At 51.1% G+C, this 26,282-nt stretch carries 15 protein-coding genes; 1 reads left to right on the top strand and 14 read right to left on the bottom strand.

All coding sequences use genetic code 11. The features are described from left to right. Positions 1-71: 71 nt before the first annotated feature. The 8 genes from DWZ56_RS12555 to DWZ56_RS12520 all read right to left on the bottom strand — a co-directional run bounded on the left by DWZ56_RS12555 (position 72) and on the right by DWZ56_RS12520 (position 12,917). Positions 72-1,307: an NAD(P)-dependent oxidoreductase gene (locus DWZ56_RS12555; protein WP_118556985.1), complete on the bottom strand. Its 1,236-nt coding sequence runs from the start codon at positions 1,305-1,307 to the stop codon at positions 72-74. Positions 1,308-1,342: 35 nt separating this feature from the next. After that, a complete protein-coding gene (locus DWZ56_RS12550; protein ID WP_118556984.1) occupies positions 1,343-2,434 on the bottom strand; it encodes a PD40 domain-containing protein in 1,092 nt (363 codons plus the stop codon). A gap of 92 nt (positions 2,435-2,526) precedes the next feature. Further along, positions 2,527-3,768, bottom strand: coding sequence for a 6-phosphofructokinase (locus tag DWZ56_RS12545; RefSeq protein WP_118556983.1), 1,242 nt, complete (start codon positions 3,766-3,768; stop codon positions 2,527-2,529). A 172-nt stretch (positions 3,769-3,940) separates the two neighbouring features. Next, positions 3,941-5,533 (bottom strand): ABC-F family ATP-binding cassette domain-containing protein, encoded by a 1,593-nt coding sequence (locus DWZ56_RS12540; RefSeq protein ID WP_158584568.1) that lies wholly within the window; start codon positions 5,531-5,533, stop codon positions 3,941-3,943. 129 nt (positions 5,534-5,662) lie between these two features. Continuing rightward, positions 5,663-6,580 carry a homoserine O-acetyltransferase MetA gene (gene metA, locus DWZ56_RS12535; RefSeq protein WP_118556981.1) on the bottom strand — a complete coding sequence of 306 codons (918 nt, stop codon included), beginning with the start codon at positions 6,578-6,580 and terminating at the stop codon, positions 5,663-5,665. Between the two features lie 62 nt (positions 6,581-6,642). Then, complete coding sequence (gene ligA / locus DWZ56_RS12530) at positions 6,643-8,610, bottom strand: NAD-dependent DNA ligase LigA (protein WP_118556980.1); 1,968 nt, start codon at positions 8,608-8,610, stop codon at positions 6,643-6,645. Between the two features lie 6 nt (positions 8,611-8,616). Continuing rightward, positions 8,617-9,357, bottom strand: a complete 741-nt coding sequence (locus DWZ56_RS12525) for a pseudouridine synthase (RefSeq protein WP_118556979.1) — start codon at positions 9,355-9,357, stop codon at positions 8,617-8,619. A gap of 14 nt (positions 9,358-9,371) precedes the next feature. Next, complete coding sequence (locus DWZ56_RS12520) at positions 9,372-12,917, bottom strand: PAS domain-containing protein (RefSeq protein WP_118556978.1); 3,546 nt, start codon at positions 12,915-12,917, stop codon at positions 9,372-9,374. Between the two features lie 187 nt (positions 12,918-13,104). Between DWZ56_RS12520 and DWZ56_RS12515 the strand changes: the two genes are divergently transcribed. Then, positions 13,105-13,479: a metal-dependent transcriptional regulator gene (locus DWZ56_RS12515; RefSeq protein ID WP_118556977.1), complete on the top strand. Its 375-nt coding sequence runs from the start codon at positions 13,105-13,107 to the stop codon at positions 13,477-13,479. Between the two features lie 50 nt (positions 13,480-13,529). On the opposite strand, the gene DWZ56_RS12510 is transcribed toward DWZ56_RS12515, so the two are convergent. The 6 genes from DWZ56_RS12510 to queA form a co-directional block, all read right to left on the bottom strand. Next, entirely contained in the window at positions 13,530-15,305 is a 1,776-nt protein-coding gene (locus DWZ56_RS12510; RefSeq protein WP_118556976.1) for an oleate hydratase, read from the bottom strand. A gap of 127 nt (positions 15,306-15,432) precedes the next feature. Continuing rightward, the gene (locus DWZ56_RS12505; RefSeq protein WP_118556975.1) at positions 15,433-16,014 is read right to left on the bottom strand and encodes a TetR/AcrR family transcriptional regulator; all 582 of its coding nucleotides are present in this window, start codon (positions 16,012-16,014) and stop codon (positions 15,433-15,435) included. Between the two features lie 40 nt (positions 16,015-16,054). Continuing rightward, positions 16,055-16,420, bottom strand: coding sequence for an Hpt domain-containing protein (locus DWZ56_RS12500; RefSeq protein ID WP_118556974.1), 366 nt, complete (start codon positions 16,418-16,420; stop codon positions 16,055-16,057). Further along, on the bottom strand, positions 16,407-21,737 hold the full coding sequence (locus tag DWZ56_RS12495) for a response regulator (protein WP_118556973.1): 5,331 nt from the start codon (positions 21,735-21,737) through the stop codon (positions 16,407-16,409). The genes DWZ56_RS12500 and DWZ56_RS12495 overlap by 14 nt, the downstream gene beginning before the upstream one ends. 48 nt (positions 21,738-21,785) lie before the next feature. After that, entirely contained in the window at positions 21,786-24,791 is a 3,006-nt protein-coding gene (locus tag DWZ56_RS12490) for a GNAT family N-acetyltransferase (protein ID WP_118556972.1), read from the bottom strand. A 392-nt stretch (positions 24,792-25,183) separates the two neighbouring features. Beyond that, positions 25,184-26,209 carry a tRNA preQ1(34) S-adenosylmethionine ribosyltransferase-isomerase QueA gene (queA, locus tag DWZ56_RS12480; protein WP_118556971.1) on the bottom strand — a complete coding sequence of 342 codons (1,026 nt, stop codon included), beginning with the start codon at positions 26,207-26,209 and terminating at the stop codon, positions 25,184-25,186. Positions 26,210-26,282: the final 73 nt, after the last annotated feature.

Below are 26,282 nucleotides of genomic sequence, written 5' to 3'. Positions count from 1 at the left end.
GTGACAGTTTCATCTGATAGAAAAAAGTCCGAAGCTCCTAAATCAGAGCTATCGGACTTTTCCAGTCATCTTTAACCGCGGTCTGATCCGCTGTTTTCCTGCATATAACGGTCCATGGCATCGGCCACGATTCTGGAGTAGGCGACCGCCTCCACCACGGTCTTGGCGCCGAACACCACATCGCCGGACGCGAAAATGCCAGGATAGGTGGTCTCCCCCTGTTCATTGGTGAGCAGCAGTCCGCTCTCGGAAGCCTTGAGTCCCTCCGTCGTGCTGACTAACTTGCTCTTGGGGCCCTGGCTGATGGAAATGATGACGGAATCCGCGTATATCTGTCTAGTTTCCTCCGAATAGCCGGTTTTATTGCCCTCCTCATCAAAAAGCACGTCCCGAAAGACCGGACCGTCATCGTTGATCTCCACGATGGCCTTGCCGAATTCAAACTTTGCTCCGTCCAGCTTCGCATAAGCGGTCTCATGGCTGCTGGCATCACTTTTCAGTCCTCTGGCATAGAGGGTGACATCGTTGGAGCCGTGCCGGATCACAGTCCTTGCCACATCCATGGCAGAATTACCCACACCGATGATCGCCACATGCTCTCCCAAGTCATATGCATCGGGATTTGCCAGATAATCGATTGCAAAATGCACGTTTCCCAGGGATTCCCCCTTGATTCCCAGCTTCTTCGGCCGCCATACGCCGGTGCCGATAAAGATGCTCTGATAACCGTCCCGGAACAGATCCCGGATCTCAAGGGCGCCGCCGATCGTGGTGTTGGGGCGTATCTTTATGCCGATGGAAAGCAGCTTTTTCTTATACCGCTCCAGTATCGTCTTGGGCAGGCGGAAAGCCGGAATGCCATACTGCAGCACGCCGCCAATCCGGTCCCTTGAGTCAAATACGGTGACGCCGTATCCCTTCTTGGTCAAAAGGATGGCAATCGTGATGCCCGCCGGACCGGCGCCGATCACGGCAACCTTTTTGCCGTTCTTCGGAGCGCATTCGATCCGGATCCTCTCAAACATCGTATCGGACACATAATTTTCTATGGAACTGATATGAACAGGCTGACCTTTTCTTCCCAGCACGCAGTTGCCCTCACACTGTCTCTCATGGTTGCAGACCAGAGAGCACACCAAGGAGAGCGGGTTGTTCTCAAAGAGCATCTGCCCCGCTTCCTCCAGCCTGCCGTCCTTAAAGGCCTCAATCATCTTTGGTATTTCCGTATGGATGGGACATCCCTGGCGGCACATCGGTTTCTTACAGTTCAAGCACCGATTCGCCTCGTCGATTACATGTACAGCCATTCACATCTCCTTTCGAAAGTTGATATAGCTTTTTGTTACAGCAGCTCGGATATATCGACAAACACGGCCTCAGTTTTTGTATCGCTCACCGGATGGTTAAAATAGATCCTTTTGCCGTCCATGGAAAAGGTCGGGTTGGGATGGATCTGCAGCTGCCAGATCGTATGCTGGCAGTCGCTGTTGCCGATGAGCAGGGCCGGCTCCACCTCGCCTCTGCGGTACAGCAGGACATCTGCCGGATATCCGGGATATGCGCGGTCGCCGGTAAACCATTTGCGGTCCGGTGAACCGTCAATATGGTTTCCGATGCCTCCCAGCGTCTCCACCACTTCTCCGTCCACCGTAAAACGCTGAATCCTGCTGGTGTCCATCTCGATCCGGCCGTTGTTATAATACTGACGGGTTGCCATAAATGTATCATCGTCAAACCAGAGCTGATGCACCGGTTTATCCGCTATAAAATGCGTTTTGCCATCCGTCAGGTCCACGCAGCCCTGCGCCCCGAACACTTTGCATTCCTCCACGCTTAAGCGCATCATCACTCTGGTGGCGGAAGGATTGAGCTGCACATGGCTCATGGAAAGCGTCCAAGCATTCGGCGTATATCCGGCCTGCTTCACGATATCCAGAATCACCTGTCCGGGCACGATCTTCGTAATCGATCCGTCTGAAAGATCCAGCGTGTAGATCCCGCATTCATCAATCTCCGGATGAGTTGGGTTCTTGTCCAGAAACTCCGCAGATATGGAAAAAGGATATTTCCCGTTTTCCGCTCTATGGCTCTCTTTGCCAAAAATAGGGCCGAAAACGGTCTCTCCGGTATCCACGTCCAGAATGGAAAATGAGTTTACTTTATCTATGCTGCTGCGGAATACGATCCTGTGATTGTCCACAAATGTGGCGGAAGGTCCGTTATGGTTGCCGCAGCGAAGATCCGCAACCTTGCGGTGTCCTGTGAGCGTATCTCTGTCACAGATCCATAATTCCGTATCGTTTTCTCCTTTAGGTTCCAGTGATTTCTTACGGCCATATACCAGTCTTTTCCCATCCGGGCTTTCCGGCTGTCCTCCGTTCATGCCCAGCATGGTGGAATCTTCTGTCTCGGCGATGTGTTGTAATGTTATCATAATTTTTTGTCCTCTCCTTATTTTGTTTCTATCATGAAATACCGGGCACAGGTAAAACGCGCCCGGTATTGGATGCCTGTAAATCTATGCGGTTATTCTTTTTCGGTGTAATAGAGGTGACGGGGAAGGCCATCGGTCATAATCGGTGTCAGCTCCGCCTGAATCAGCGGCTTTACATAGCTGATAAAGTCCTGTGTCACATAATCTCCGGTCCGGTTGATCCAGTCCCTGGGCACCACCTTCTCCACGTTTGCCACCTTATGCACATCATACAGGTCTGTAACACAGATATAGGGATCATTAAAAAGGCGCTTTAAAATGACCATTTTGCCGGTTTCTCCCTCAAACGCCGCTTTCACCGCGGCACCGCCCACCTGATATGCCTCAGTAATATCCACTCTGGAAACGATATGGGATGCGCATCTTTGAAGCGTGTTAAATTCAATCGCCCTGGTTTTACAGCCTACTTCTCCGGCAATTTTTAACGACAAATATCTGGCCGTACCTGTCAGCTGCCTGTGGCCGAACGCATCCACATAATCGGTGCTGTCCGTGAGTTCGCAGACATAACGGCCGTCAGCCACCTTCACACCTTCAGACACAGCCACCACCACGGACTTTTTTTGTTTATGAAGGTCTTCCACTTTCTTCATAAATACGTCCACATCAAATGGGATTTCCGGCAGAAACAGCATGTCCGGACCTTCGCAGTCCTCACATTTAGCCAGGGCAGCCGCACCTGTCAGCCAGCCTGCATTGCGGCCCATGATCTCCAGAATCGTCACATTCTGCTGATCGTATACCAGGCCGTCACGGATCACTTCCTTGGTGATCGATGCGATATATTTGGCCGCGCTGCCATAGCCAGGCGTGTGGTCGGTGGCCGCCAGATCGTTGTCTATCGTTTTCGGCACTCCCATAAACCGGATTTTGCTGTCGGTCAGTATAGCATAATCCGAAAGCTTTTTGATCGTATCCATGGAATCGTTGCCGCCGATATAGAAGAAATATTCAATGTCCAGCTTTTTCAGAATCTCGAAAATCCGGATGTAAGGCTCCTGATTTTCACTGATATTCGGCAGCTTGTACCTGCAGGAACCAAGATAAGCGGAAGGAGTTCTTTTCAGCAGCTCGATGTCCAGATCATTCGCAATGTGCTTGGATAGATCCACCACCCGTTCCTCCAGCAGGCCCTGTACGCCGTGCAGCATACCGTATATTTTCCTCGCTCCTCTGTCCCTGGCGGTTTTGTACACTCCCACCAGGCTGGAGTTAATCACTGCCGTAGGCCCTCCTGACTGGCCGACGATCACATTACCCTTCACCTCGTACATAAAATGTTCTCCTTCCTGTTCCTGATTCTTATTTTCGACAGATGCCGCCTGTCCTATCCCTGATAAATGCCCTGTGTGTAAGTGCTTACATTTATTTTTATATATTATAACATAAACATCACACTCTGTGCATTTTTTCTGATTATTATTTTACCATGTCACGGTTGGATACTCAAGCTTTTGATCCTGCTTTTGCCGTATAATCCTCATAGGGCATATCATAAAATACCGCTTTGTGATCCCTGATTTCAAGCACCGCGGTTGCCAGCTTTGCAATAAAATAGCGGTCATGCGAAACAAGCAGGACCGATCCGTCGAACTCCTTCAGCGCATTTTCCAGCACCTCTTTTCCATAAATATCCAGATGATTGGTAGGCTCATCCAGTATCAGAAAGTTATCATGCCTTAGCATCAGCTTCACCAGAGCGAGCCTCACCCTCTCCCCTCCGGACAGGACATCCAGCTCTTTAAACACATCTTCCCCTTTAAATAAAAGCTGCGCCAGGGTGTTTCGAATCTCTGTCTGGCTAAGATTGGGAAAACTGTCCCAGACCTCCTCAATGACGGTTTTCTTTCCGGCAAACAGCGCTAATTCCTGGTCGAAATATCCGACATCGATTCTGTCTCCGAACTTAAACGTGCCTCTGACCGGTTTGATACTGCCTGACAGAGTTTTCACCAGAGTGGATTTGCCCGTACCATTTTTACCGATCACCGCCACACGCTGATTGCGCTGCATGGTAAAGCTTATATCAAACAATGCACTGTCATATCCCACCCCCAGATTTCTGACTGTCAGGCAGCGTTCCGCTCCTTTCTGGCGGGCAAAAAAACGGACATGTATCGTGCGGGTATCCTCTTTTCTCTGGCTGATCACATCCATGCGTTCGAGATATTTAATTTTTGATTGGGCAAACTTCGCTTTATTTACCTTATATCTGAAGTGTTCAATCAGCTCTTCCAGATGACGGATCTCCTTCTGCTGGAGCGCATATCTCTGGTTCTGCCTGGCAATGCTGCTCTTCTTCTCCCTCATGAAATCCGTATAATTGCCGATATATTTAACGGCCGCGCCCTGTTCTATCTCATATACGGTCTTTGCTGTGCGGTCAAGAAACATTCTGTCATGGGAAACCAGCACCACCGCTTTAGGATATCTGCTGATATATCCCTCCAGCCATTCCACCGTATCCATATCCAGATGATTGGTGGGTTCATCCAAAAGAAGTATATCCGGCTTGCTAAGGAGCAGTTTGACCAGTGCCAGTTTCGTCTTTTCCCCTCCGGAAAATTCCCTGATTTTTTTCTGGAGCTCCTCCGGATGAAACCCAAACTTAGTAAAAACCGTTTTCATCTCGGTCTGATATTCATAGCCGCCCAGCTTTTCAAACTCCTCTTGCATCCGGCCGTATTTTTCCAGGACTTCCTCCGTACATTCCGACTCCATCCGCCCTTCCAGTGCCTCAAGTTTCTGCTTCAGGGAATGAATGGAGGCAAAGCACGCCTCGAGCTCCTCACAGACGCTGCGTTCTCCGTCCCGAAATACCGTCTGCTTTAAATATCCGACCCGCAGTCCTTTATCTTTATTTATTTCTCCCGCATCCAGGTCCGTAAGCCCGGCAATGATATCCAAAAGAGTGGTTTTACCGACACCGTTTTTGCCGACAACCGCAACCTTTTCTGTCCCTCTCACCTCAAAAGCCAGATTCTGAAATATTTCCCGGGCCCCAAACGCTTTACAGCCGTCGATAATCTGAAATAACACTGTAAACACCTCATTTCTTACATCTTATTTCTTACATCTTAACAGCAAAATGAGGGGATTCGCAAACCACTAAACATTACAGTGCCGTTTATTACACAGGGGGCCGCAATTGTTATTTGCCGTCCACTGTCATGCCTCTTCTTCCAGATCGTAGGGCGTAATCTGATACACGTAGAAATTCAGCCAGTTCGTATACAGCAGATTTGCATGGCTGCGCCATGTGAGCAGAGGGAATTTCTCCGGATCGTTGTCCGGATAATAGTTCACCGGGACAATGGGGTTGATCCCCTTTTTCAGATCTCTGTGATACTCCTCATTCAGTGTCAGGCGGTCATACTCCGGATGCCCCGTCACAAAGATCTGTTTGCCGTCGGCGCTGGCGATCAGGAAAGGCCCCGCCTCATCCGACTCCGCGCAGAGAATCAGGTCCGGATGGCGCAGCACATCTTCCCGGCGCACGCTGGCATAGCGGGAATGAGGGGCTACGAATTCATCGTCAAAGCTGCGGACCAGCGGAATCTTTCTGTCCAGGGTCCTGTGTCTGTAGATGCCGGACAGCTTCTCGGGCAGGATAATTTTCTCAATGCCGTAATGGTAATAGAGACCGGCCAGGGCGCCCCAGCAGATATGTACGGTGCTGGTGACATGGGTTTTGGACCACTCCATGATTTCACTTAACTCAGGCCAGTAATTCACTTCTTCATATTCCATCATTTCCACCGGCGCACCGGTGATGATGAGTCCGTCGAATTTCTTATGCTTCACCTCTGAAAAAACCTGGTAGAACATGTTTAAATGGCTGGCAGAGGTATTCTTGGAACGGTGGCTCGACATATGCAGAAACGAGATGTCCACCTGTAAGGGGGTGTTGGACAGAGCGCGCAGCAGCTGCGTCTCTGTCTCCTCCTTGATCGGCATCAGGTTTAAAATCAGTATACGTAAGGGACGGATATCCTGGGTGAGCGCCCGGTTTTCATCCATCATAAATATATTTTCCAGCTCCAGCACGGTTTTGGCCGGCAGATCATTTTGCACTTTAATTGGCATAGCGTATCTATCTTCCTTCCTGTTATAGCTTTCACTCCCCGGTCATTGCATTGGATGAAGCTTCAGCCCTCCTGTCCAAGCAGTTCTAAAAGTTCCTCCTCCGAGATAATCGGTATCCCCAGTTCTTTTGCCTTTTTATTTTTGGATGAACCGGAAGCCGTATCATTATTCACAAGGTAATTCGTTTTGGAGGTCACGGAACCGGTCACCTTGCCGCCCTTCTCCTCAATCGCCGCCTTGGCCTCATCCCGGTTCCCGAAATGATGAACCGAACCGGTGATCACAAAATTCAGGCCTGTTAACGGCTGCGGCGCTTCCTCATCCACTGTGCCGCCCTCAATCACCACTTCTTTTATCAGGCGGTCCAGCAGCTCCTGATTGTGCTCATCTTCAAAGAAAGCCTGAAAGCCCTGTGCGATCACTTCTCCCACGCCGTCGATCCCCACCAGTTCCTCCACAGTGGCGCCTGCCACCCTGTTAAGATCGTTGCCGAAAGCCCTGCAGATCATCTTGGCATTGGCCGGACCGACATTGGGGATACCCAGGCTGTATATAAATCTGGGCAGTGTGGTGTGCCTGGCTGCCTCCACAGCCGCAGTCAGATTCTCGTAGGATTTCTCGCCAAAGCCCTCCATGGATACAATTTCCTCTTTATGCTCCGGCAGATGGAACAAATCGGCGAAATCGCGGACGATCCCGCTGTCCACAAATTTCTCCAGCGTCGCTTCAGAGAGGCCGTCGATATTCATGGCGTCCCTGCTGACAAACAGCGTGAAGCTCTTGATCTTTTTAGCCTGACAGGACGGATTGGTGCAGTAAAGGCTCTTCACGTCATTTGTCTGACGCACTTCGGTATCTCCGCCGCAGACAGGGCATTGGGCGGGGATTTCTGCCATGCCGCTGCGCGTCAGATTTTCCGCAATCTGCGGAATGATCATATTGGCCTTATAGACGGTGATGCGGTCGCCCTCCCCCAATGCCAGCGCTTCCAGTATGCTTAGGTTATGGACGCTGGCCCTGCTAACCGTGCTTCCCTCCAGCTCCACAGGCTCAAATACGGCCACGGGATTGATCAGGCCCGTCCTAGAAGGGCTCCATTCAATATGGTCCAGAGTGGTCTCCTCCGTTTCATCCGCCCACTTAAAAGCGATGGAATTGCGGGGAAATTTCGCAGTGCGGCCCAGAGATTCGCCGTAAGCGATATCATCGATTAAAAGCACCAGCCCGTCAGACGGGATATCGTAATCCAGTATCCGGCCGGCGAAGTCCGCCACCGTCTCCGCCAGACTGCTGCTGTCCACAGCCCGGTATTCCACGGTCTCAAACCCCTGTCCTGCAAGCCATTCAAACTGGCGCTCACGCGAATTGTCAAAATCAATGCCTTCCGCTTTCACCAGAGCGAAAGCGAAGAAGTTCACATCGCGCTTTGCCGTGATCTCATTGTTCAGCTGGCGCACGGAACCGCTGCACAGATTTCTCGGATTCTTATATCTGGCATCCACATCGTCGATTTCACCGTTAATCCGGTTGAACACGGAATAGCGGATCACGGCTTCTCCGCGCAGGACCAGCTCCCCGCGGTAAGGAATCCGCACCGGAAGATTGGTAAAGGTCTTCGCATTGTTGGTGATGACTTCACCGATCTCGCCGTTTCCCCTGGTCACAGCCTTCACAAGTTCCCCATCCCGGTACGTCAGCACAATGGTCAGCCCGTCCAGCTTCCAGGACAGCAGCCCTTTCTGTTCTCCGAGCCAGTCTTTTAAGGCCTCCACATCCTTGGTCTTATCCAGTGAAAGCATCGGGCTGTCATGGGGTTCCTTAGGCAGCTCGCTAAGGAGCTCATAGCCGACGCGGACTGTGGGGCTGTTCGCCATCACGGTGCCGGTCTCTTTCTCCAGAGCGGCCAGCTCGTCATACAGCTTGTCGTATTCATAATTGCTCATGATTTCCCGGTTTTCCTGGTAGTAGGTTTTTGCCGCCTCATTGAGCAGGTCCACCAGCTCCCTCATCCGGTTATTATTCGTTTCCATGGTCGTTCACTCTCCGTCTGCAGTCTGTTTATAAGATAAATTGGTAGAATCCTTCAGCATATCCTTTAGTCTCTCCAGTTCTGTCCCTTTTATCTCCCTGTATTCACCGGGTTTGAGGTTCCCCAGCCGGATATTCATGACACGCAGCCGTTTCAGGTAACGCACGCGGTAATCAAGCGCTTCACACATCCTGCGGATCTGGCGGTTCAGCCCCTGAGTCAGAACGATTTTAAACTTGTAATCATCCACTTTGACCAGCCTGCAGGGTTTGGTGACCGTATCCAGTATCGGTACGCCGTTTTGCATCGCGTTTATGAATTCATCCGTGACGGGCTTATTCACCCGCACCATGTACTCTTTCTCATGATTGTTGCTGCCTCTTAGGATCTTATTGACCAGATCACCCTGGTTTGTCATCAGAATCAGCCCTTCCGAATCCTTATCCAGCCGGCCCACCGGATAGATCCGCTGGGGATAGCTGATATAATCCACAATGTTATCCTTATCGAATTTCGCCGTAGTGCATACGATTCCTCTCGGCTTGTAAACTGCGAGGAGCACCGGTTTCTTATGGCCTCCCACCGCCTTACCGGCATATATTATCCTCTGGTCCGGCCGGATCTTCATCCCCATCACAGCAGTCTCTCCGTCCACCAGCACCTTTCCCGCTTCAATCATCCGGTCCGCTTCTCTTCTAGAGCACACGCCGGCGTCGCTCAAATACTTATTCAGTCGTATCTCTTCCATAATCGTCTGTCTTCCTATCCCTCGCAGTTTATGTCTTCTTTCATTTTCCGGCTCTCCCCGCCTTCGGCAGACGGCCGTTTTAAGCAGCTGCGCAAAAGCCGCAGCAGTTCCTTCACCACAATGGGCTTGGTCAGATGGCCGTTCATGCCGCTCTCCATGGACTTTTTCATATCTTCATCAAACGCGTTGGCCGTCATGGCGATGATCGGAATGCTTCTGGAATCCGCCTTTTCCAGCGTCCGGATCTTTCTTGTGGCTTCCAGCCCGTCCATTACCGGCATGCGGATATCCATCAGCACCGCGGCATAATAGCCGGCCTCATGGACCTCAAACAGACGCACCGCCTCCGCCCCGTCATCGGCGGTTTCCACTTCAAAACCGTACATCTGCAGTATGGACACCGCGATCTCCTGATTCAGGCTGTTATCCTCCGCCAGCAGTATCCTTAAGCCGCGGTAATCTTCCGTTTTATCGGCATCCTCGCCGTCAGAGGCTGATAATGGCTCCTTTTTCTCCTCCGATTCGCCGAATGCAGCGGGTATGGTGAAATAGAATTCCGCCCCTTCGCCGAGGCGGCTGCTCACTTCCAAGTTTCCGCCCATCATCTGTACCAAACGGCTGGAAATGGCCAGACCAAGCCCCGTTCCTCCATACTGGGAAGCGGTACTGCTGCTGCCCTGTTCAAACACATTGAAGATGCGCCCCATATCTTGGGGACTGATGCCGATTCCCGTATCCTTCACAGAAAACGTCAGCCGCACCCCGTTTACATCCTCCTTCTGGCTCACATGCAGAAATACGGAGCCGCCCCCGGGAGTGAATTTCACCGCATTGCCGAGTATATTGATCAAAACCTGGTTTAGGCGCAGCGAATCCAGTTTGAGAGGCCGATCGAGACTGTATTCATTGTTCAGCGTGAGAAAAATGTTCTTCTCCGCCGCCTGCGGCTGCATCAGTTCCATCAGCGTGTTCATCTGTTCATTAAAATCCCCGCTCACATAATTGATCTCAACCTTGCCGCTTTCGATTCTGGACATATCCAGTATATCATTGATCAGCTGAAGCAGATATTTGTTGGCCGACTCGATCTTGTTCAGGCATTCCATCGCCTTATTCCTGTCATCCAATACGGTCTTTGCGATTGTAGTCATGCCGGATATCGCGTTCATGGGCGTCCGGATCTCATGGGACATTCGGGAAAGGAAGTCTGTTTTTGCCTGGCTTAAGGCATCGGCCCTGGCCTTCATGATAAAGGACGCGATCAGCTTGGCCGTCTCCTTGATCAGTTTTTTAATCTCTTCCGGCCATACAAATCCGGGCTTACGGCTCTCAAAGGCGAGGCTCCCCGCAAAAGTCCCCTGGTTCCAGATCGCCGCCTGGAGGCAGGCCGCCATGTCGGACGCAGGATTTATGCTCTTCTCATAGATCCCTTCCTCTCCAAACAGCCTGGGCAACGCTTCATACTCTTTTTTTGTAAAATAAATATCCCGGTTCAGCCTCAGATCTTCTTGATCTCTCGCCCACTGATAGGTATAACGCGCGCTTAAATATTCGGGGTTGGTTTCCACAATCGTTACCCGGTCCAGCCCGTATTTCTTGCCGATGCGCGAAAGCAGCAGACTGATGGCGTCCTCCAGCCTTTTGGACTTTCCCAAAAGCTCCAGTGCAAAATCCAGCATATCCTCCGCATGATACACATTCTGACGGTCGATGTCATTCATCGTATGCTTGCTTGTATACATATGGGTCAGATCCATACCGATTTCCCTGGAGGTATCCACATAGCATACAGCCGTTCCCCTCTCATGTGCTTTTACATACAAAAGAGCGCTTTCCGCGCACCGGTACAGTTCATCGTAATCCCGGGTCACGCTGCTGGAACACATGCCAATGCTGGCAGACAGCTCCAGATGAAGCTCCTCATTGCGGTAAAGCTCCCTGACGCGCCGCGCGATCTTCCCGCCAAGCATGACCGCCATATCCTTGCTGCAGTTCTTTACAAAGAGCAGGAATTCATCGCCGCCCAGCCGCACCAGCACATCCTCCGCTTTTGTCTCCTCCCGCATGACTTCCGACACATCCTGCAGCAGCGCGTCCGCAAACACCGTTCCTTCCGCCAGATTCAGACTGGCCAGTTCATCAATATCCATCAGCAGCATCGCACAAATTTCGTCACGGTCCATTTGCTTCAGATATTCCCGCACCTTCGCAAGCCCGGCCTCCTTGCTGTAAAGACCGGTCAGCCTGTCAAAAGAACGGGCCTCTTCAAGTTCCATGCTCATCTGCATTTCTTTCGTGATATCTTCATTGATTCCCACCACAAACGACGGGGTGCTGTCCTCTTCATACCCGATCACAGAAAGCGTTGTCCGGCACCATGCTCCGCTTTTTGTCTGATATACCGAAAAAGAAGTCCGCTCGCCGCTGTGAATCCGCCGATACATCTCACAGAATGCCTCCCGGTAATCCTCCCTTACCATCTCTGCGGCAAAACTGTCCGGCATGCCCCCATACTGCTCCCTGCAGCCATAATAAGAACCGGTACGTCCCGGAATCACGGCCAGGCAGGTCTTAGGATAATAATAAAACTCAAAGCTGGAGGTATTCTGCAGCACCTGCCTTAACAGGATATTGCCGGCTTCCACCTGTTCCGCCAGCAGCTGGTTTTTAAGCTCCGCCTTCTTAGTGCTGTCGATATCCAAAAATACGCTCTGAACCACCACATCCCCATCGTTGTCCCGGATGATCTCGGCGCTACCTATAATCCAGCAGCTGCCGCCGTCCTTTTGCAGCAGCCGGTATTCATAGCCCTTTTTATCCCCGACCTCTTTTAATGAGGAAATATCCTCCAGTATGCGCGCCCGGTCCTCTTTTGCGATCAGTGAAGGCAGATCCCAGTTTTTTTTCGCCCAGAATTCCTCCTGCCCATAGCCGAAGATCCTGACCGCCTCCTGGTTGGCATCTTTAAACACGACCCTGCCGTCCTCCCCGATCCTGTACTGCACAATACCGCAGAGCACGGACTGGAACAGATGCTGAAAGCGGGCCGCAGCACGTTCAAATTCTGCGGTCTGGGCTTTTAACCGGTCCTGGTACTCAACCTCTCTGGAAATATCCCGGACCAGACACAGACATATTTGTCTGCCGTCTTCCGTGACCCCGCACCGCCCCACATTGCTGACCCAAATACAGCTATTGTCCTTTTTTACCATGCGGTGCCGCACTTCATAATCCTGTCCGCCGGCCGCGGATTCCCTGACCGCATCTGCCACGGCTTCCCGGTCCTCCGGATATATGGCATTCATCAGCTTTCCATCGACTGTCCGGCAAAATTCCTCATAGGTATAACCCAAGAATCGGAGCATCCGTTCATTTACGAAATATAGGGGAAAGCCCTCTATAAGGTACCCTCCCAGCATGCCTCCGGGCACGCTTTTACTTAGCAGGCCCGCCGATTGCAGGTTGATGTTCTTCTCAAATTCCTGAAAAGAATCCCCTGCTTTAAAGGAAGGGAAGCAAGCCGTCTTTCCCCGCTGTTCATTTGCTTCGCTGTTTTTCATGTCTGTTTTTGGGTCCCTCCGCTGTTCATAAAGCTGTAATCCACTTTATTGTTGTATAATTCATAATTATACTGGTTATTGACGTTTAAGTCAAACACTCCCCAAAACAACTGTTTTCCTTGATTAATGATAGGGCTGATGATACAATAGCAGTACTACAGCAACTTTTACAGAAAGCTGGTGACATATGAAAATACAGGAATCTGCCGAAAATTATCTGGAAACCATACTGATACTGCAGAAACGTACGGGTGCGGTGCGTTCGATTGATATCGCCGCCGAATTAAACTTTTCCAAACCCAGTGTCAGTGTCGCCATGAGAAATCTGCGTGAGAACGGATATATCGAGGTGGATAAAGAAGGCCATATCGTCCTGCTGGACCAGGGCCGGGAAATAGCAGAAAAAATCTACGAACGGCACACACTGATCTCCGACTGGCTCACAGCCCTAGGCGTAACCCCGTCCGTAGCGTCCGAAGATGCATGCCGCATTGAACATGTAATCAGTGAGGAGAGCTTTGCCGCGATCAAAGCCCATACCTACGCCGGTAAACCTCGCTGAAAAAAGATGCTGCAAAGCCGGCCACCGGTTCTGCAGCATCCTTTTAAAACTTAAATCAGTTCATATTCCTTCAGAAGTTTCTCTATATCAGTTCCTTCCGTCTTCTTAATCATCTCCTTCAGAGCAAATCTCTCCAAAAGCTTCAGATCCATATCGGTTATCTTTTTGCCGTCCCGCAGGGCTACCGCAGAATGAAGCAGATCGCGGATATCATAGGTGCTGCCCCAGACCTCCGGAACGCCTCGGTCTATGTTCAGCAGCGTATATACGGCTTCCATGCCGGTACGGATGGAATACTCCGTCGTAAAGATTGTATCACGGACGGTTTCCGCAAACTGGCCGATAAATGCGAAATTGACTGCGCCTTCGGGTACCACAAGCGGCCGGTCCCCCGCTTCCCGCGGCATGAAGAAAGCGGTGATATACGGCATCATGCACGGGATTGTATTTGCGCTCTCCTCTGCAAGGACAGCGATCTCGGATTCCGGAACACCCATATGGTAGAGCCACTCCATACAGATTTCCTTGCCGGTGCACTCCCTCATCGTCTTCTTCACATAGTTGCCTGGCTTATCGCTGAACAAACCGTAAATCCAGCCGACCAGCTGGCCTTTTGGCTGTGAGCGAAACTGTGGCTGACGGTTGAAGGTCCAGCTAAGCAGCCAGTTGGAATCCTTCGCTGTCACGATGCCCCCTGTGACAACCTTCCCAGAAAACGGATCGCGCTTGCAGATCTTCTGCACATAGGGCGGTATACGGTCGTCCAGCGTGGTCACAGTGGCGCTCATCCAGTTGCTCTTTTCCGGATCGTGACAGAACTTATCCGGGCGGCCAAAGGATGCATCCTGTGCCGCGATCTTGCGCCACATATCCCAGCCGCCGCCCTCCTTAATCTCGGTATTGAAGGAGGCCGGAGTGTTCTGACTGCCCAGAGAGGAGTTTTCCACACATCCTCCGTTGGTGATAAAGATCAGGTCGTCCTCAGTCAGATCGATGGTATCTTCCTCTCCGTCCTTCAGGATCATCAAACGTTTCGCCAATTTCTTGTCTTTCTGTATATCAAATTCTACGTTGACGACCTTTACGCCGTAATGGAACTGTACCCCGAAGGATTCCAGATATTTAACCATCGGCAGGATCATGGATTCATACTGGTTATATTTCGTGAAGCGAAGCGCCGTGAAATCCGGTAGTCCACCCACATGGTGGATATAACGCTTAATGTAGAGTTTCATCTCCAGCGCGGAATGCCAGTTTTCAAAAGCGAACATGGTACGCCAGTAGAGCCAGAAATTGGATTCCAGCACCTCATCATCAAAGCATTCGTCGATTCGCTTATTATAGAGTTCCTCATCCGGCGTAAAGAACAGTTTCATGATCTCCATGGCCCCTTTGTCGGACAGAGCGAATTTCTTATCGGTATGGGCATCCTCCCCGCGGTTGCAGGTGGCGCGCATCAGGGAATAATTCGGATCCTTTTTATTGAGCCAGTAGTATTCATCCAAAACGCTGACCCCTTCAGTTTCTATGGAAGGGATGGAACGGAACAGATCCCACATGCACTCGAAATGGTTGTCCATCTCACGGCCGCCGCGCATCACATAGCCCAGATTCTCATACAGATATCCGTCACAGGCCCCGCCGGGAATCTGTTCTTTTTCAAGGATGTGTACGTGATCCCCTTTCATCTGGCCGTCGCGTACGAGAAAACATGCCGCCGCCAGGGCGCCCAGGCCTGAGCCCACGATATAGGCTGATTTATGATCCACTCCTTCCGGCTTAACCGGGCGTGCAAAAGCTTCATAATTACCGCTGGAATAATACATATCTGTTACCTCCGTCTTTGATTTTTATTATGATCAAAGCTTATCATTTACCGGAGTTTCCCACAATAAACAAACAAAACGCCGTGATAAAAGTTTTATCACAGCGCCTGCTTTGTATGAATTTTTATCACTTTGACAGTTTTGATAAGGGCTTATCCATGCGGAAATTATCCAGAGCCCTGGTGATATCTCCGTGGATCAGAATGCTTAGATGCTCCACAATGCCCTTCGGATCTTCTTTCATTCCGCCGCGGATCCATTCCAGCATGATCCCTACAAAGGCATATTTATAGAAATCCGCGATAAATTTCTTATCTTCATCGCTGACCGCCATGCCCGCTGCTTTTTCTTCGATCACGCCGATCAGCAGATTAAAGGTCAGCTTATACAGATAAAGTTCCACCTGTTCCCGGCTTACCGAATGGTATACATTCATTATGAAGGGCTTATTGGCTAACACCGCCTCAAAAATCTGCAGGAATCCCTGCTGCCAGGTGTCGTAGGTCTTCTTGCCCTCCAGCGCTCTGGCCGCATCCTCCACACAGGACCATTCAATCAGATCGTAGATATCTTTAAAATGATAGTAAAAGGTCATGCGGTTGATCCCGCAGTCTTCCGCGATATCGTTGATCGTAATTTTATCCAGCGGTTTCTTAAGCAGCAGATGTTTCAGCGACGCCTCCAAAGCCCTTTTGGTTGTCTGAGACATCCAGATTCCTCCTTCATCTGTGCACACTTCCGTGTGCTTCTTATACGGCGCACTTTAAACTGCTGCGCAGTTTTTCCGCCCTGGCAAACTCCTCGAGTACCGCCTGGTAGAGCGTTGCATAATCCTCGCCGTCTTCTCCCTTGCGCAGAGGCTCCACAATTCTGCAGACCGCCGTATAAAGCGGGGTCAGCCCCATGTTGCCGGTCACTCCCTTCAGCGTATGAGCCGCTTCAAAGGCCTCCGCCATCGTGCCGGACTGCAGGGCATCCCCCAGCTTCTTAAGGCTGCCATCCTGAAACAGCATATCCAGGAAACGCAGATACACGCCCTCATTTCTCATAAACCGTTCCATTGTCGATTCATAATCCGCGCCATAAGCGTCGAATATTTCCTTAAACTCCTGCATCCGCACCGGCCTCCTTTCCATAAATAAAATCAAACAGCGTCTGATACAGCCGGTCCGGCTCTATGGGCTTGGCCAGATGGGCGTTCATTCCTGCTGCCTTGCTCTTTGCGATGTCATCATCAAAGGCATTGGCCGTCATCGCGATAATCGGGATTGTCCGGGCATCTTTATTGCTAAGATGCCGTATATTCGCCGCCGCGGTCAGCCCGTCCATCAGCGGCATCCTTATATCCATAAGGATCGCATCATAATACCCATCCTCGGATTTGCTGAACACCTCCATGGCACGCAGGCCGTTCTCGGCGGTATCCACTGCAAATCCCCGATCTTCCAGCAGCATCTTCGCCACCTCGGTATTGATCTGGTTATCTTCTACCAGCAGCACACGTTTGCCGGAAAATCTGTAATTCACGATGTCCTGCTGCGCTGTGTCTTCCTCTTTTTCCCCAAGAGCTTTCGTAAAGGCTGATACCAGCGTAGATTTAAACATCGGTTTGCTCATAAGCAGATTCACCCCGGCAAGCTTTGCCTCATGTTCTATGGAAGCCCAGTCATACGCCGTCATTATGATGATCGTAACCTCGGGGCCCACGATGCCGCGTATCTTTTTAGCGGTTTCAATCCCGTCCATCCCCGGCATCTTCCAGTCAATCAATATCATGTCATAATATTTTTTATTATCCCAGAGGTCCTTTACCCGGTCCACCGCCTTGCGCCCGCTGTCCACCCATTCCGCGGTCACCCCCATCTCCTTAAGGGTCGCTACCGTGCTCTCGCAGACCGCCACATCGTCATCCACCACCAGCGTTTTCAAATGGGTGAAATGGGCCGCATGCTTTTTCTGATTGTGGCGCAGCTTCTCCTCTTCCGTAATCCCCAGCTTGACATCCACAGTGAATTCCGATCCAATCCCCTTGATCGAACGCACAGCGATCCGGCCGTCCATCATGTCTACAATGCTTTTGGAAATGGCCAGGCCCAGCCCGGTACCGCCGTACAGCGCGGTCGTGCCGGTAAATTCCTGGGAAAACGGCTCAAAAATATGCGGAAGGAATTCCTCGCTCATCCCGACGCCGGTATCATTTACAATAAAGCGCAGCACCGCGTCATTCTTGGTCTTTTTGCGCTGTGACGCCGAAAAGGTAACCTTGCCGCCTTCCCGGGAGAACTTAATCGCGTTGCTCAAGATATTGATGAGCACCTGCTGCAGCTTCATCGCATCACCAATATAATAGTCGTCCATCACCGGATCCACGATGCACTCATATTCCACATCCTTTGCAGCCGCCTGTGTGTAGCAGATGGAATTGATCTCTGCCAGAAATTCCTCCGTGGGGATCTTCTCTTTTTTCAGCAGCATCTTGCCGCTTTCAATCCGGCTCATATCCAGTATATCATTGATCAGGGACAGCAGGAATCTGGATGAAATGCCAATCTTGGAGATACAGTCCGCCACCTGCTCGTCATCTCCTATGGACCGCGCTGCAATCGCGCTCATCCCGATAATCGCGTTCATCGGTGTGCGGATCTCATGGCTCATGCGGGATAAAAAGTCCGACTTGGCCGCGTTGGCCTGCTCAGCAGCCACCAGCGCAGAAGCCAGCTCTTCCTTCTGGCGCTGTTCCTGGCGGACCACATCGGTCACATCCGTGCGGGCCACGCACACCCGATCCAGCTCACGGCTGATAGAAAAGACATGAAACCGTTTGACGCGCAGCTCATTTTTGTCATCCTTCATTTCCACAATAAATGTGTAGGCGTTCTGCCTGTCCAGCTGCTCCTGCATATACCGGTAATCAAGCTTTTCCAGATATTCTTTTCTTGACGGTTCCTCCATCATCCGTTCCGCCAGAGCGCGCACTTCCTCCCAAAACTCCCCGCTTGCGGGCAGCTGGTTTCCTTCCGCATCCTGCCGCGAAAAGATATGGTAGGTTCCTTTTTTCAGATTCACTTCCGTGATGTTGTCATATTCCAGCTTTGCAATCTGACTAAGGAGCTGTTCCTGCAGCTTCTGTTCCGTTACGTCAAGCGTATAGAAAAATCCGATGATATCTCCGGTATCCGGCCTCAAGCAGCATCTGAAGCTCGTATTTGCCCAGAATACGCCTCCCTTGCTGCGCTTGCGCAGGAATTCGAAGTGATAATCACTTTTTCCTGCTGCATAACCGGCCATCACCGCGTCTCTGTCCAGGGTGCGCCGGATTTCTTCCCCATAGGATGCATCCACAGCACAGTAGGCCAGATTTTCGATCATCTGCCGGTAGGTATCGCCTGTCCCGGATATAGCCATGTCCGATGTGGTCAGATAGCTCTCCATCCGGTCCTGTGTGATGTTGACGATTCCCTGCACGCTTCCATCGGAGCTTGAAAGCTCTGCAAAATAGGTCAATTCTTTTTCATACAGCTCTTTCATCCATTCCTGCAGCTGCTTTTCTTCCGTTATATCCACAAACACACAGTAAAAATACTGCTGGCCGTCGCTTTCCGTAAACAGCTGCGCATTGATGGAAATCCATTTTACCGTTTTATCCTTACAGATCAGGCGGTTCTCGTTATGTATCCTGCTGCCGTGGGACAGCTGCGCAGCCAGTTTATCGGCCATGATCTTAAGGTCCTCCGGATAAATGATGGCGGACATTTTATTGCCCATAGCCGCAAATTCTTCCCGGGTATAGCCGACAAATTCAAACAGGCCGTCATTGGCATCAATCACCGAAAAATCCTCATCGAACCGGCAGAGAAAAACGGCCCCGGGTATGTTGTTGTAGATGTGCAGCACTTCCTCCTGAGCCACCATCTGTTTTGTAATATCAATACAGACGGAGACGATCACCGTCCTTCCGTCCTCTGCGGTCAGCAGCCGTCCCATATCATGTACCCAAATATAGGAGCCGTCCCGTTTCTTCATGCGGTAATCGACTGTATACTCCCCTTTTTGCTCCAGCTGGTGATTTACCGATTCATCCACCGCATCGCGGTCGTCCGGATGCATGCAGTTGGAAATGAGACCGCCGATATCCTCGGTAAATTCCTCTTCGCTTTCATACCCCAGATAATCCAGCATCCACCGGTTGATAAAATAGAACGGGAAACCGGGCTCCATATACCCGCCCATCATGCCGCCGGCGATGGAATCATTCAGAAGCTTCTGACGCTGCTTTTGCATACTCTGCATCACCAGGGTCTTGGGATAGTGCTCCTCCCCCCTCTGGCTGCTGCCGGGTTCTGCCGCATGAAAGCTCCTTATCAGCCACCGGCCCTCACACACGGTCAGAATAAAGAAGAAACGCAGCTGCCAGGCATAAGAAGAATTTTTAAGAGTCAGCTCCATGTCTATCGCACACGCGTCCGCCGCCAGCTTCTGCTGATGGACCGCGGATATCTGCATGTCAAACGGCTCCGATATCTCACCGATATCCTTGCGCAGATATGCTTCCATCTCCCGGTATCCGTAGGCGTGTTCACTATATCCCGTACCGACAAAACGGATATCCTCCGTCACATAGGAGAGGGTCGTATCGAGATCCCCTTTGGTAAACCAGGCATCGCAGAACTCCTGCGCAGTTTCCATCGCATCACCGCTGCTTTGGACTCTTTGTTTTCGGCCGGAAGCGTCCTTAACTGATCCGGCCTTTAAGGCAGCCGCGCCTCTGTCTTTCATCAGAGCTTCGAACTGTGCACATGGAACAGGCTTTGAAAAATAATACCCCTGGGCGTAATCACACCCGATGCTTCTTAATCCCTCCAGCTGCTCTACCGTCTCCACGCCTTCCGCAACCACGCTGACGTTCATCCAGCGGGCCAGATCCATGATAAAACGCAGTATGCCGTGACTCACGGGCTTTTCCGTTTCTGTGCGCACAAATTTCATATCCAGCTTCAGCACGTCAATGGGCATCTCGTTCAGCATATTTAAAGAGGAATATCCGCTTCCAAAGTCATCCATCTCTATCACAAAGCCCAGTTCTCTTAAGCGGACCACCGTATCAATGATCTGCTTCGGATCTTCCGTATAAGCGCTTTCCGTTATCTCCAGGTGAAGCCGGGAAAAAGGGAGATTATGCCTTTGAACCGTTTTTACCAGAATTTCGTCCAGATCCGCCTGATACACATCCGATCTGGAAACATTGACGGAAACCGGTATCGGGTCATAGCCCAGCTCATCCCATTTCTCCAGTATGGCGCAGGTGCGGTCCCAGACAAACTGATCCAATTCAGTGATGAAGCCATTTTTCTCAAATAAAGGGATGAACTCCGCAGGAGACTGCAGGCCCCACTCCGGATGATTCCATCTGACCAGCGCTTCGGCGCCGGCGAGAGTCCCGTCTTCCAGACTGTATTTGGGCTGCAGATACACCTCAAACTGCCCTTTGGCCAGAGCGGATTCCATAGTGTCCGTGATGGCCTGCTCCCGAAGCAGCCGGCTTCTAAGCTCGTCATCATAGAATGCGAAATGTTTGCCGTACTGCCCTTTAATGCTTCTGGCCGCCAGAAGCGCCCGGTCACACATCTGCTCTACGGATGCAGCGGCGTCCTTTACCGTATAGATTCCCCATTTCATGACGATATTGTTGGCGTTGAATATCTTATGAAACACCGCGTTGATTCTCGTGCTCGCCGCCGTGAACAGCGGGTCCGAATATTCCGGCCGGTGCGCGAGCATGCACGCGAACTGGTCCGCGTTAATTCGCCCGCAGATGCCGTTATCCCCCACCTCTTCCATATACATGGAAGCCACTTCACACAGTAGGCGGTCTCCCGCCGGAATGCCGAATATATCATTGATCAGCTTGAAGTTTTCAATGTCGGAACAGATGATATCATATTCCCGGTCCGGATGCTGCAGCAGCATCTCCTTTACACGCTGGTAAAAGAACTCCTTGCTGTAAAGTCCTGTCAGACGGTCATACTGGAACAGATTGATCATAGCGGCGGTTTCCCGCAGATTAATAATAGAAGCAACCCGGTGCAGTATAATTTTGGGCTTATAGGGCTTGGCCACAAAATCCGCCGCGCCGTGAGACAGGGCCGCGACCTCGTCGGACTCACCGTCGCTTTGAGTGGTCACAATCACCGGTATAGAAGAATATGCCGGGTCCGCTTTCACGATGGATAAAAACGTATACCCATCCATGACCGGCATAATGATATCCAGCATGATCAAGGAAATTTTCTCTCCGTACTGCTTCAGTATATTAAGCGCCTCCTGCCCATCGCCCGCTTCCAGCACATCGTACTGGCCGGCCAGGATCTGGCACAGCAAACTGCGATTGAGCACATTATCTTCCACCACTAAAATTTTTTTCCTGGAGACCATCTTCCATACCTCTTCCGTTTAGTTTCTTTCGCATTGAGTATAACAAACTCATGGTAAAATAGCAATCAAAGTATCCTCAAGCACTTTCAGATCAATTGGTTTGGCTATATGCGCGTTCATGCCCGATGCCAGCGCCTCCTGCACATCCTCAGCGAAAGCGTTCGCGGACATGGCGATGATCGGTATCGTCTTTGCATCTGTTCTGTCCAGCGCCCGGATCGCCCTTGTAGCATCGTATCCGTTCATTTCAGGCATGCGGATATCCATCAGGATCGCATCATAAGTGCCTTGGGGAGTATTTTGGAATTCCCTGACGGCTTCCGTGCCGTCCCACCCAACCGTGGTTTTTGCACCGTAGAGCTTAAGCACGCCGCAGAGTATCTCCGCATTGATCTCATTATCCTCCGCCACAAGAATCCTCCGTCCAAGCAGCAGGCTGTTCTGCGAATCGGTGATCCTGTTTATATTCTCTTTTTCAACCCTCGATGCAGCGCAGTCTTTTGCCGCCTCACATTGCACCTCCACAAAAAAGGCTGTGCCTGCTCCCGGCCTGCTCTCCACACGGATAGTTCCGCCCATAAGCTCAACCAGCCCCTTTGATATGCTAAGCCCCAGGCCGGTTCCTTCAATGCGCGCTGCCTCTCTGCTGCGGCTGAACGGTTCAAACAGCCGCGCAAGAAAGTCTTCCGTCATTCCAATTCCCGTATCCCGTACGGTAAAGCGGTAGTGCGCAAAGCCAGGCCTGTCCGCTGCCGCAAGCTCTTCCACCTTAAACTCCACGCTGCCGCCCTTTGGCGTAAACTTGACCGCATTGCCGAGGAGGTTGAGCAGTACCTGATTCAAACGCAGTGCGTCCCCATAAAAATATTCATGGCGGATTTTCTCTGATGCCGCATGAAACTGAAGCCCTGCCGAACTGGCCTGCTGTTCTATGATCCCGGATAGCTGGCTGATCAGCCCTGTGACCGACATTTCCATCCGATTCAGCGTGATTTTTCCGCTTTCTATCTTGCTCATGTCCAGTATATCGTTAATGAGGCTTAACAGATGCCTGGAGGAAAGCGATATCTTCTGCAGGCTATCCGCCACCCTTACAGGATCCCCGATATTGGCGGTCGCTAATGTCGTCATCCCCATGATCGCATTTAAAGGGGTACGGATATCGTGGCTCATGGATGATAGGAACTCGCTTTTCGCACGGCTGGCTTCCTCTGCCAGCGCTAAGGCATTCTCAAGAGTTTTTTGCGCCAGCCGTTCCTTTTCCAGCACATCGGTCACATCGGCCCGCGCCAGGCACACTCTTCCCAGACGCAGGTCAATGGCCGAAACCGTAAGTTTTTTAGTGGATATCTCCTCATCACCTCCCATCATGGAGTAATGAAACGAGTAGGCGGACTCTCTCTGCAGCCGTTCCATGATATAGGCCGGATCCAGCATTCTTTCCACCTGTTTTCGATCGCCTTCCACCACCTGTTTTTGGAGCATATGCGTCACACGGTCGGAGTGACGCCCTTCCTGTGCCTGACCGTCAGTGGATGCCAGATTACCGTTCAGCAGCCTGTAACGGTTCTGCAGCAGATCCACATCCGCCACCAGATCACAGCTGACCACCGACAGCAGGCGCATGATCCGTTCGGATAGGACCTGTTCCGTGGTATCCGTTACTGTCAGAATCCCGGTGATATCCCCTGTATCCGGCATCTCTACCAGGCTGATCTTAAACTGGACATAACAGCCATGGGATTTTGCAGGCAGCTTTATAAAGCAATCCAGCGTAAGCACCGTATCCTTCCGCCTGAATGCCTCCAGTGAAGGGGCATTCAAAAAGTTGTTAAGGAAAGCCTTACGCTCCTTATCATTCACGACAAGACCGGCCAGCCCTCTGAAAAACATCTCCCTGTCCGTGCCGAAGGCGGCAAGAAGCCCTGAATCCGTATAGTCTATGATCTCCAGTATCCTGTTCTTGGTGATGTTGCAGTGCCCCACAATCAGCGCATTCGGCCCGGGAGTACGGTAATGCTGCCTAAGCAGATCATCGTATTGCTGCCTAAGCTTCTTTCTCTCCTCAAGCTCTTTCGTAATATCGTTATAGTTGGCATAGATTTTGCCCTCGCCATTCTCACTCTGGATCATGGACAGGCTGTTTTTCACCCACAGGTATTCGCCGTTGCCCTTCTGCAGCCGGTATATCAGTTCACAGCTGCTCTCTTTGCTGTTCACAAACCGGGCCATCCGGTCCGTAACTGTCTTCCGGTCATCCGGGTGCACACCGGTCAGAGCGTCCTTACGGTACAGGCGATATGCCTCTTTGGGCGTCATGCCGGTCATTGCGGCAAAGCCATCCGAGAGATATTCCGGCACCATTTTCCCGTCCCGGCCATAACTGACTACGGCAACGCCTCCCGGCAGCTGCTTGATCAGCGTCTGGAAATATTTTTCTAACTGTTCTTTTTCCTTCTGCATCGGAACTTCGGTTTTCCTGTCCGTTCTGATTTCTTCAAATGTCTTCACGAAAGGCTGGCCCTCTATATGTTCTCCGATCTGTTTCTCCATCCAGACCATATTATACCAGCGGTTAAATTTATAACCGCATTGCCGGAATTCTCCCACCATGCGGTAACCCATCCTATCATGGAACAGAACACTGTCCTTTGACAGGTATTCATCCTCTTCTTCGGGATATGCGATACATGCGTTCAAATTGAGTATGCCCTGCCGCTTAAGGATCTGTTCCAGAGCCTCATACAGCAGTCTGCCCACCCCCTGTTTCTTCCTGTCCGCCCGGACATACACGGATGTTTCTACAGACCATGCATAGGCCGCCCGTTCCTTAAACGCATCCGCATAAGCGTATCCGATCATCTCACCGCCGCTCTCCGCAGCCAGATACGGGTATTTCTTCAGCACATGCCGGATGCGATCTGCGAATTCCTCCGCAGAAGGGACTTCATACTCAAAGGTAATTGCTGTTTTCTCAACATAGGGTGCATAAATTGCCAGCAGTTCTTTTGCATCTTCTGCAACAGCAATCCGGATCTTTATATCACTGTCCATTATACTAACCCGCCTTATTCTTTCGATTCTACAGATACTCTTCCCATTATACACCCGATACCTCTGTTTGTCATCCGCACATCCGTTTAAAAAGGGATTGGTTTTATCGTCCGTCAGGTGCAATCCTGCGCAAGATCGCGCTGGAGATTCCGGCGCTGTTTATCCTCAACGCCATCTTCCCGCTGTACAACCTGACTTATGTCCAGCTGACTGCGGAAGTCATACTGGCCGCTGCGGCAATTGTGATGCTTACTCGGCTGTTTCGGCGGTTTGATTCGGGGTGGGCTGCAATCATAGACATTAAAAGGGAATTTGGGAATAAAACGCCAAGAACCCGCAAAAGCACAGTACTGCTGCACCTTTGCGGGTTCTTTTCTCTGCAAATAATTTACTCACTCAATAAACATTGCGTCCCCAAAGCTGAAAAACCGATACTTCTGCCGCACCGCCTCCTCATAAGCGGCCAATACATGCTCTCTTCCCGCCAGCGCGGATACCAGCATGATCAACGTGGACTGCGGCAGATGAAAATTGGTAATCAGCGCATCCACCACTTTGAACTGATAACCGGGATAAATAAATATCTCTGTCCAGCCGCTGCAGGCGCGGATGCTTCCGTCTTGAGCTCCTGCGGATTCCAAGGTGCGGCAGCTGGTGGTTCCCACCGCGATCACCCGGCGGCCGCTGCGCTTCGCACGGTTTACTTTTTCCGCCGCATCCTCATCGATGCAGTAGAATTCTGAATGCATGTGATGATCCTGGACATTCTCCACCTTGACCGGACGGAAGGTTCCCAGACCCACATGCAGCGTTACTTCCGCTATATCCACGCCCTTGTTGTGTATCTGCTCCAGCAGCTCCTGTGTGAAATGCAGCCCTGCTGTCGGTGCGGCGGCGGATCCTTCATGCTTGGCATATACGGTCTGATACCTGTTTTTATCCTGAAGCTGATGTGTGATATAGGGCGGAAGGGGCATCTGCCCCAGCTGATCCAGAATTTCTTCAAATATGCCCTCAAACCGGAACTGAATCAGGCGGTTTCCTTCTTCCACCACCTCCAGCACGGTTCCGCTTAGCAGGCCATCCCCAAACACAATCTCTGTGCCGGGCTTCGCCTTCTTGCCGGGTTTGACCAGCGTTTCCCAGATGTTGTTTTCTTTTCTCTTAAGCAGGAGCACTTCGATGGCCGCCCCTGTATCCCGCTTTGTTCCCATCAATCTTGCCGGGATCACCTTCGTGTTATTGATCACCAGACAGTCTCCGGGACAGAGCCGGTCAATGATGTGCTTAAATACTGTATGCTTAATTTCTCCGCTCTTCTTATCCAGCACCATCAGTCTGGAGGAAGACCGATCCTCTAAGGGATCCTGTGCGATCAGTTTTTCCGGCAGATCATAGTCAAAATCTTTCACATCCATTTTATCAGTTCCTCTCTGACACCCAGTTTTTCATCGCTTTGTTCACAGTTCATTTTAACGGAATAAGAGGCGG

Origin of the sequence: Lachnotalea sp. AF33-28, assembly GCF_003477885.1 — a bacterium.
Taxonomy (GTDB): Bacteria; Bacillota; Clostridia; order Lachnospirales; family Lachnospiraceae; genus AF33-28.
This window is presented reverse-complemented; position numbering and strand designations above follow the sequence as displayed.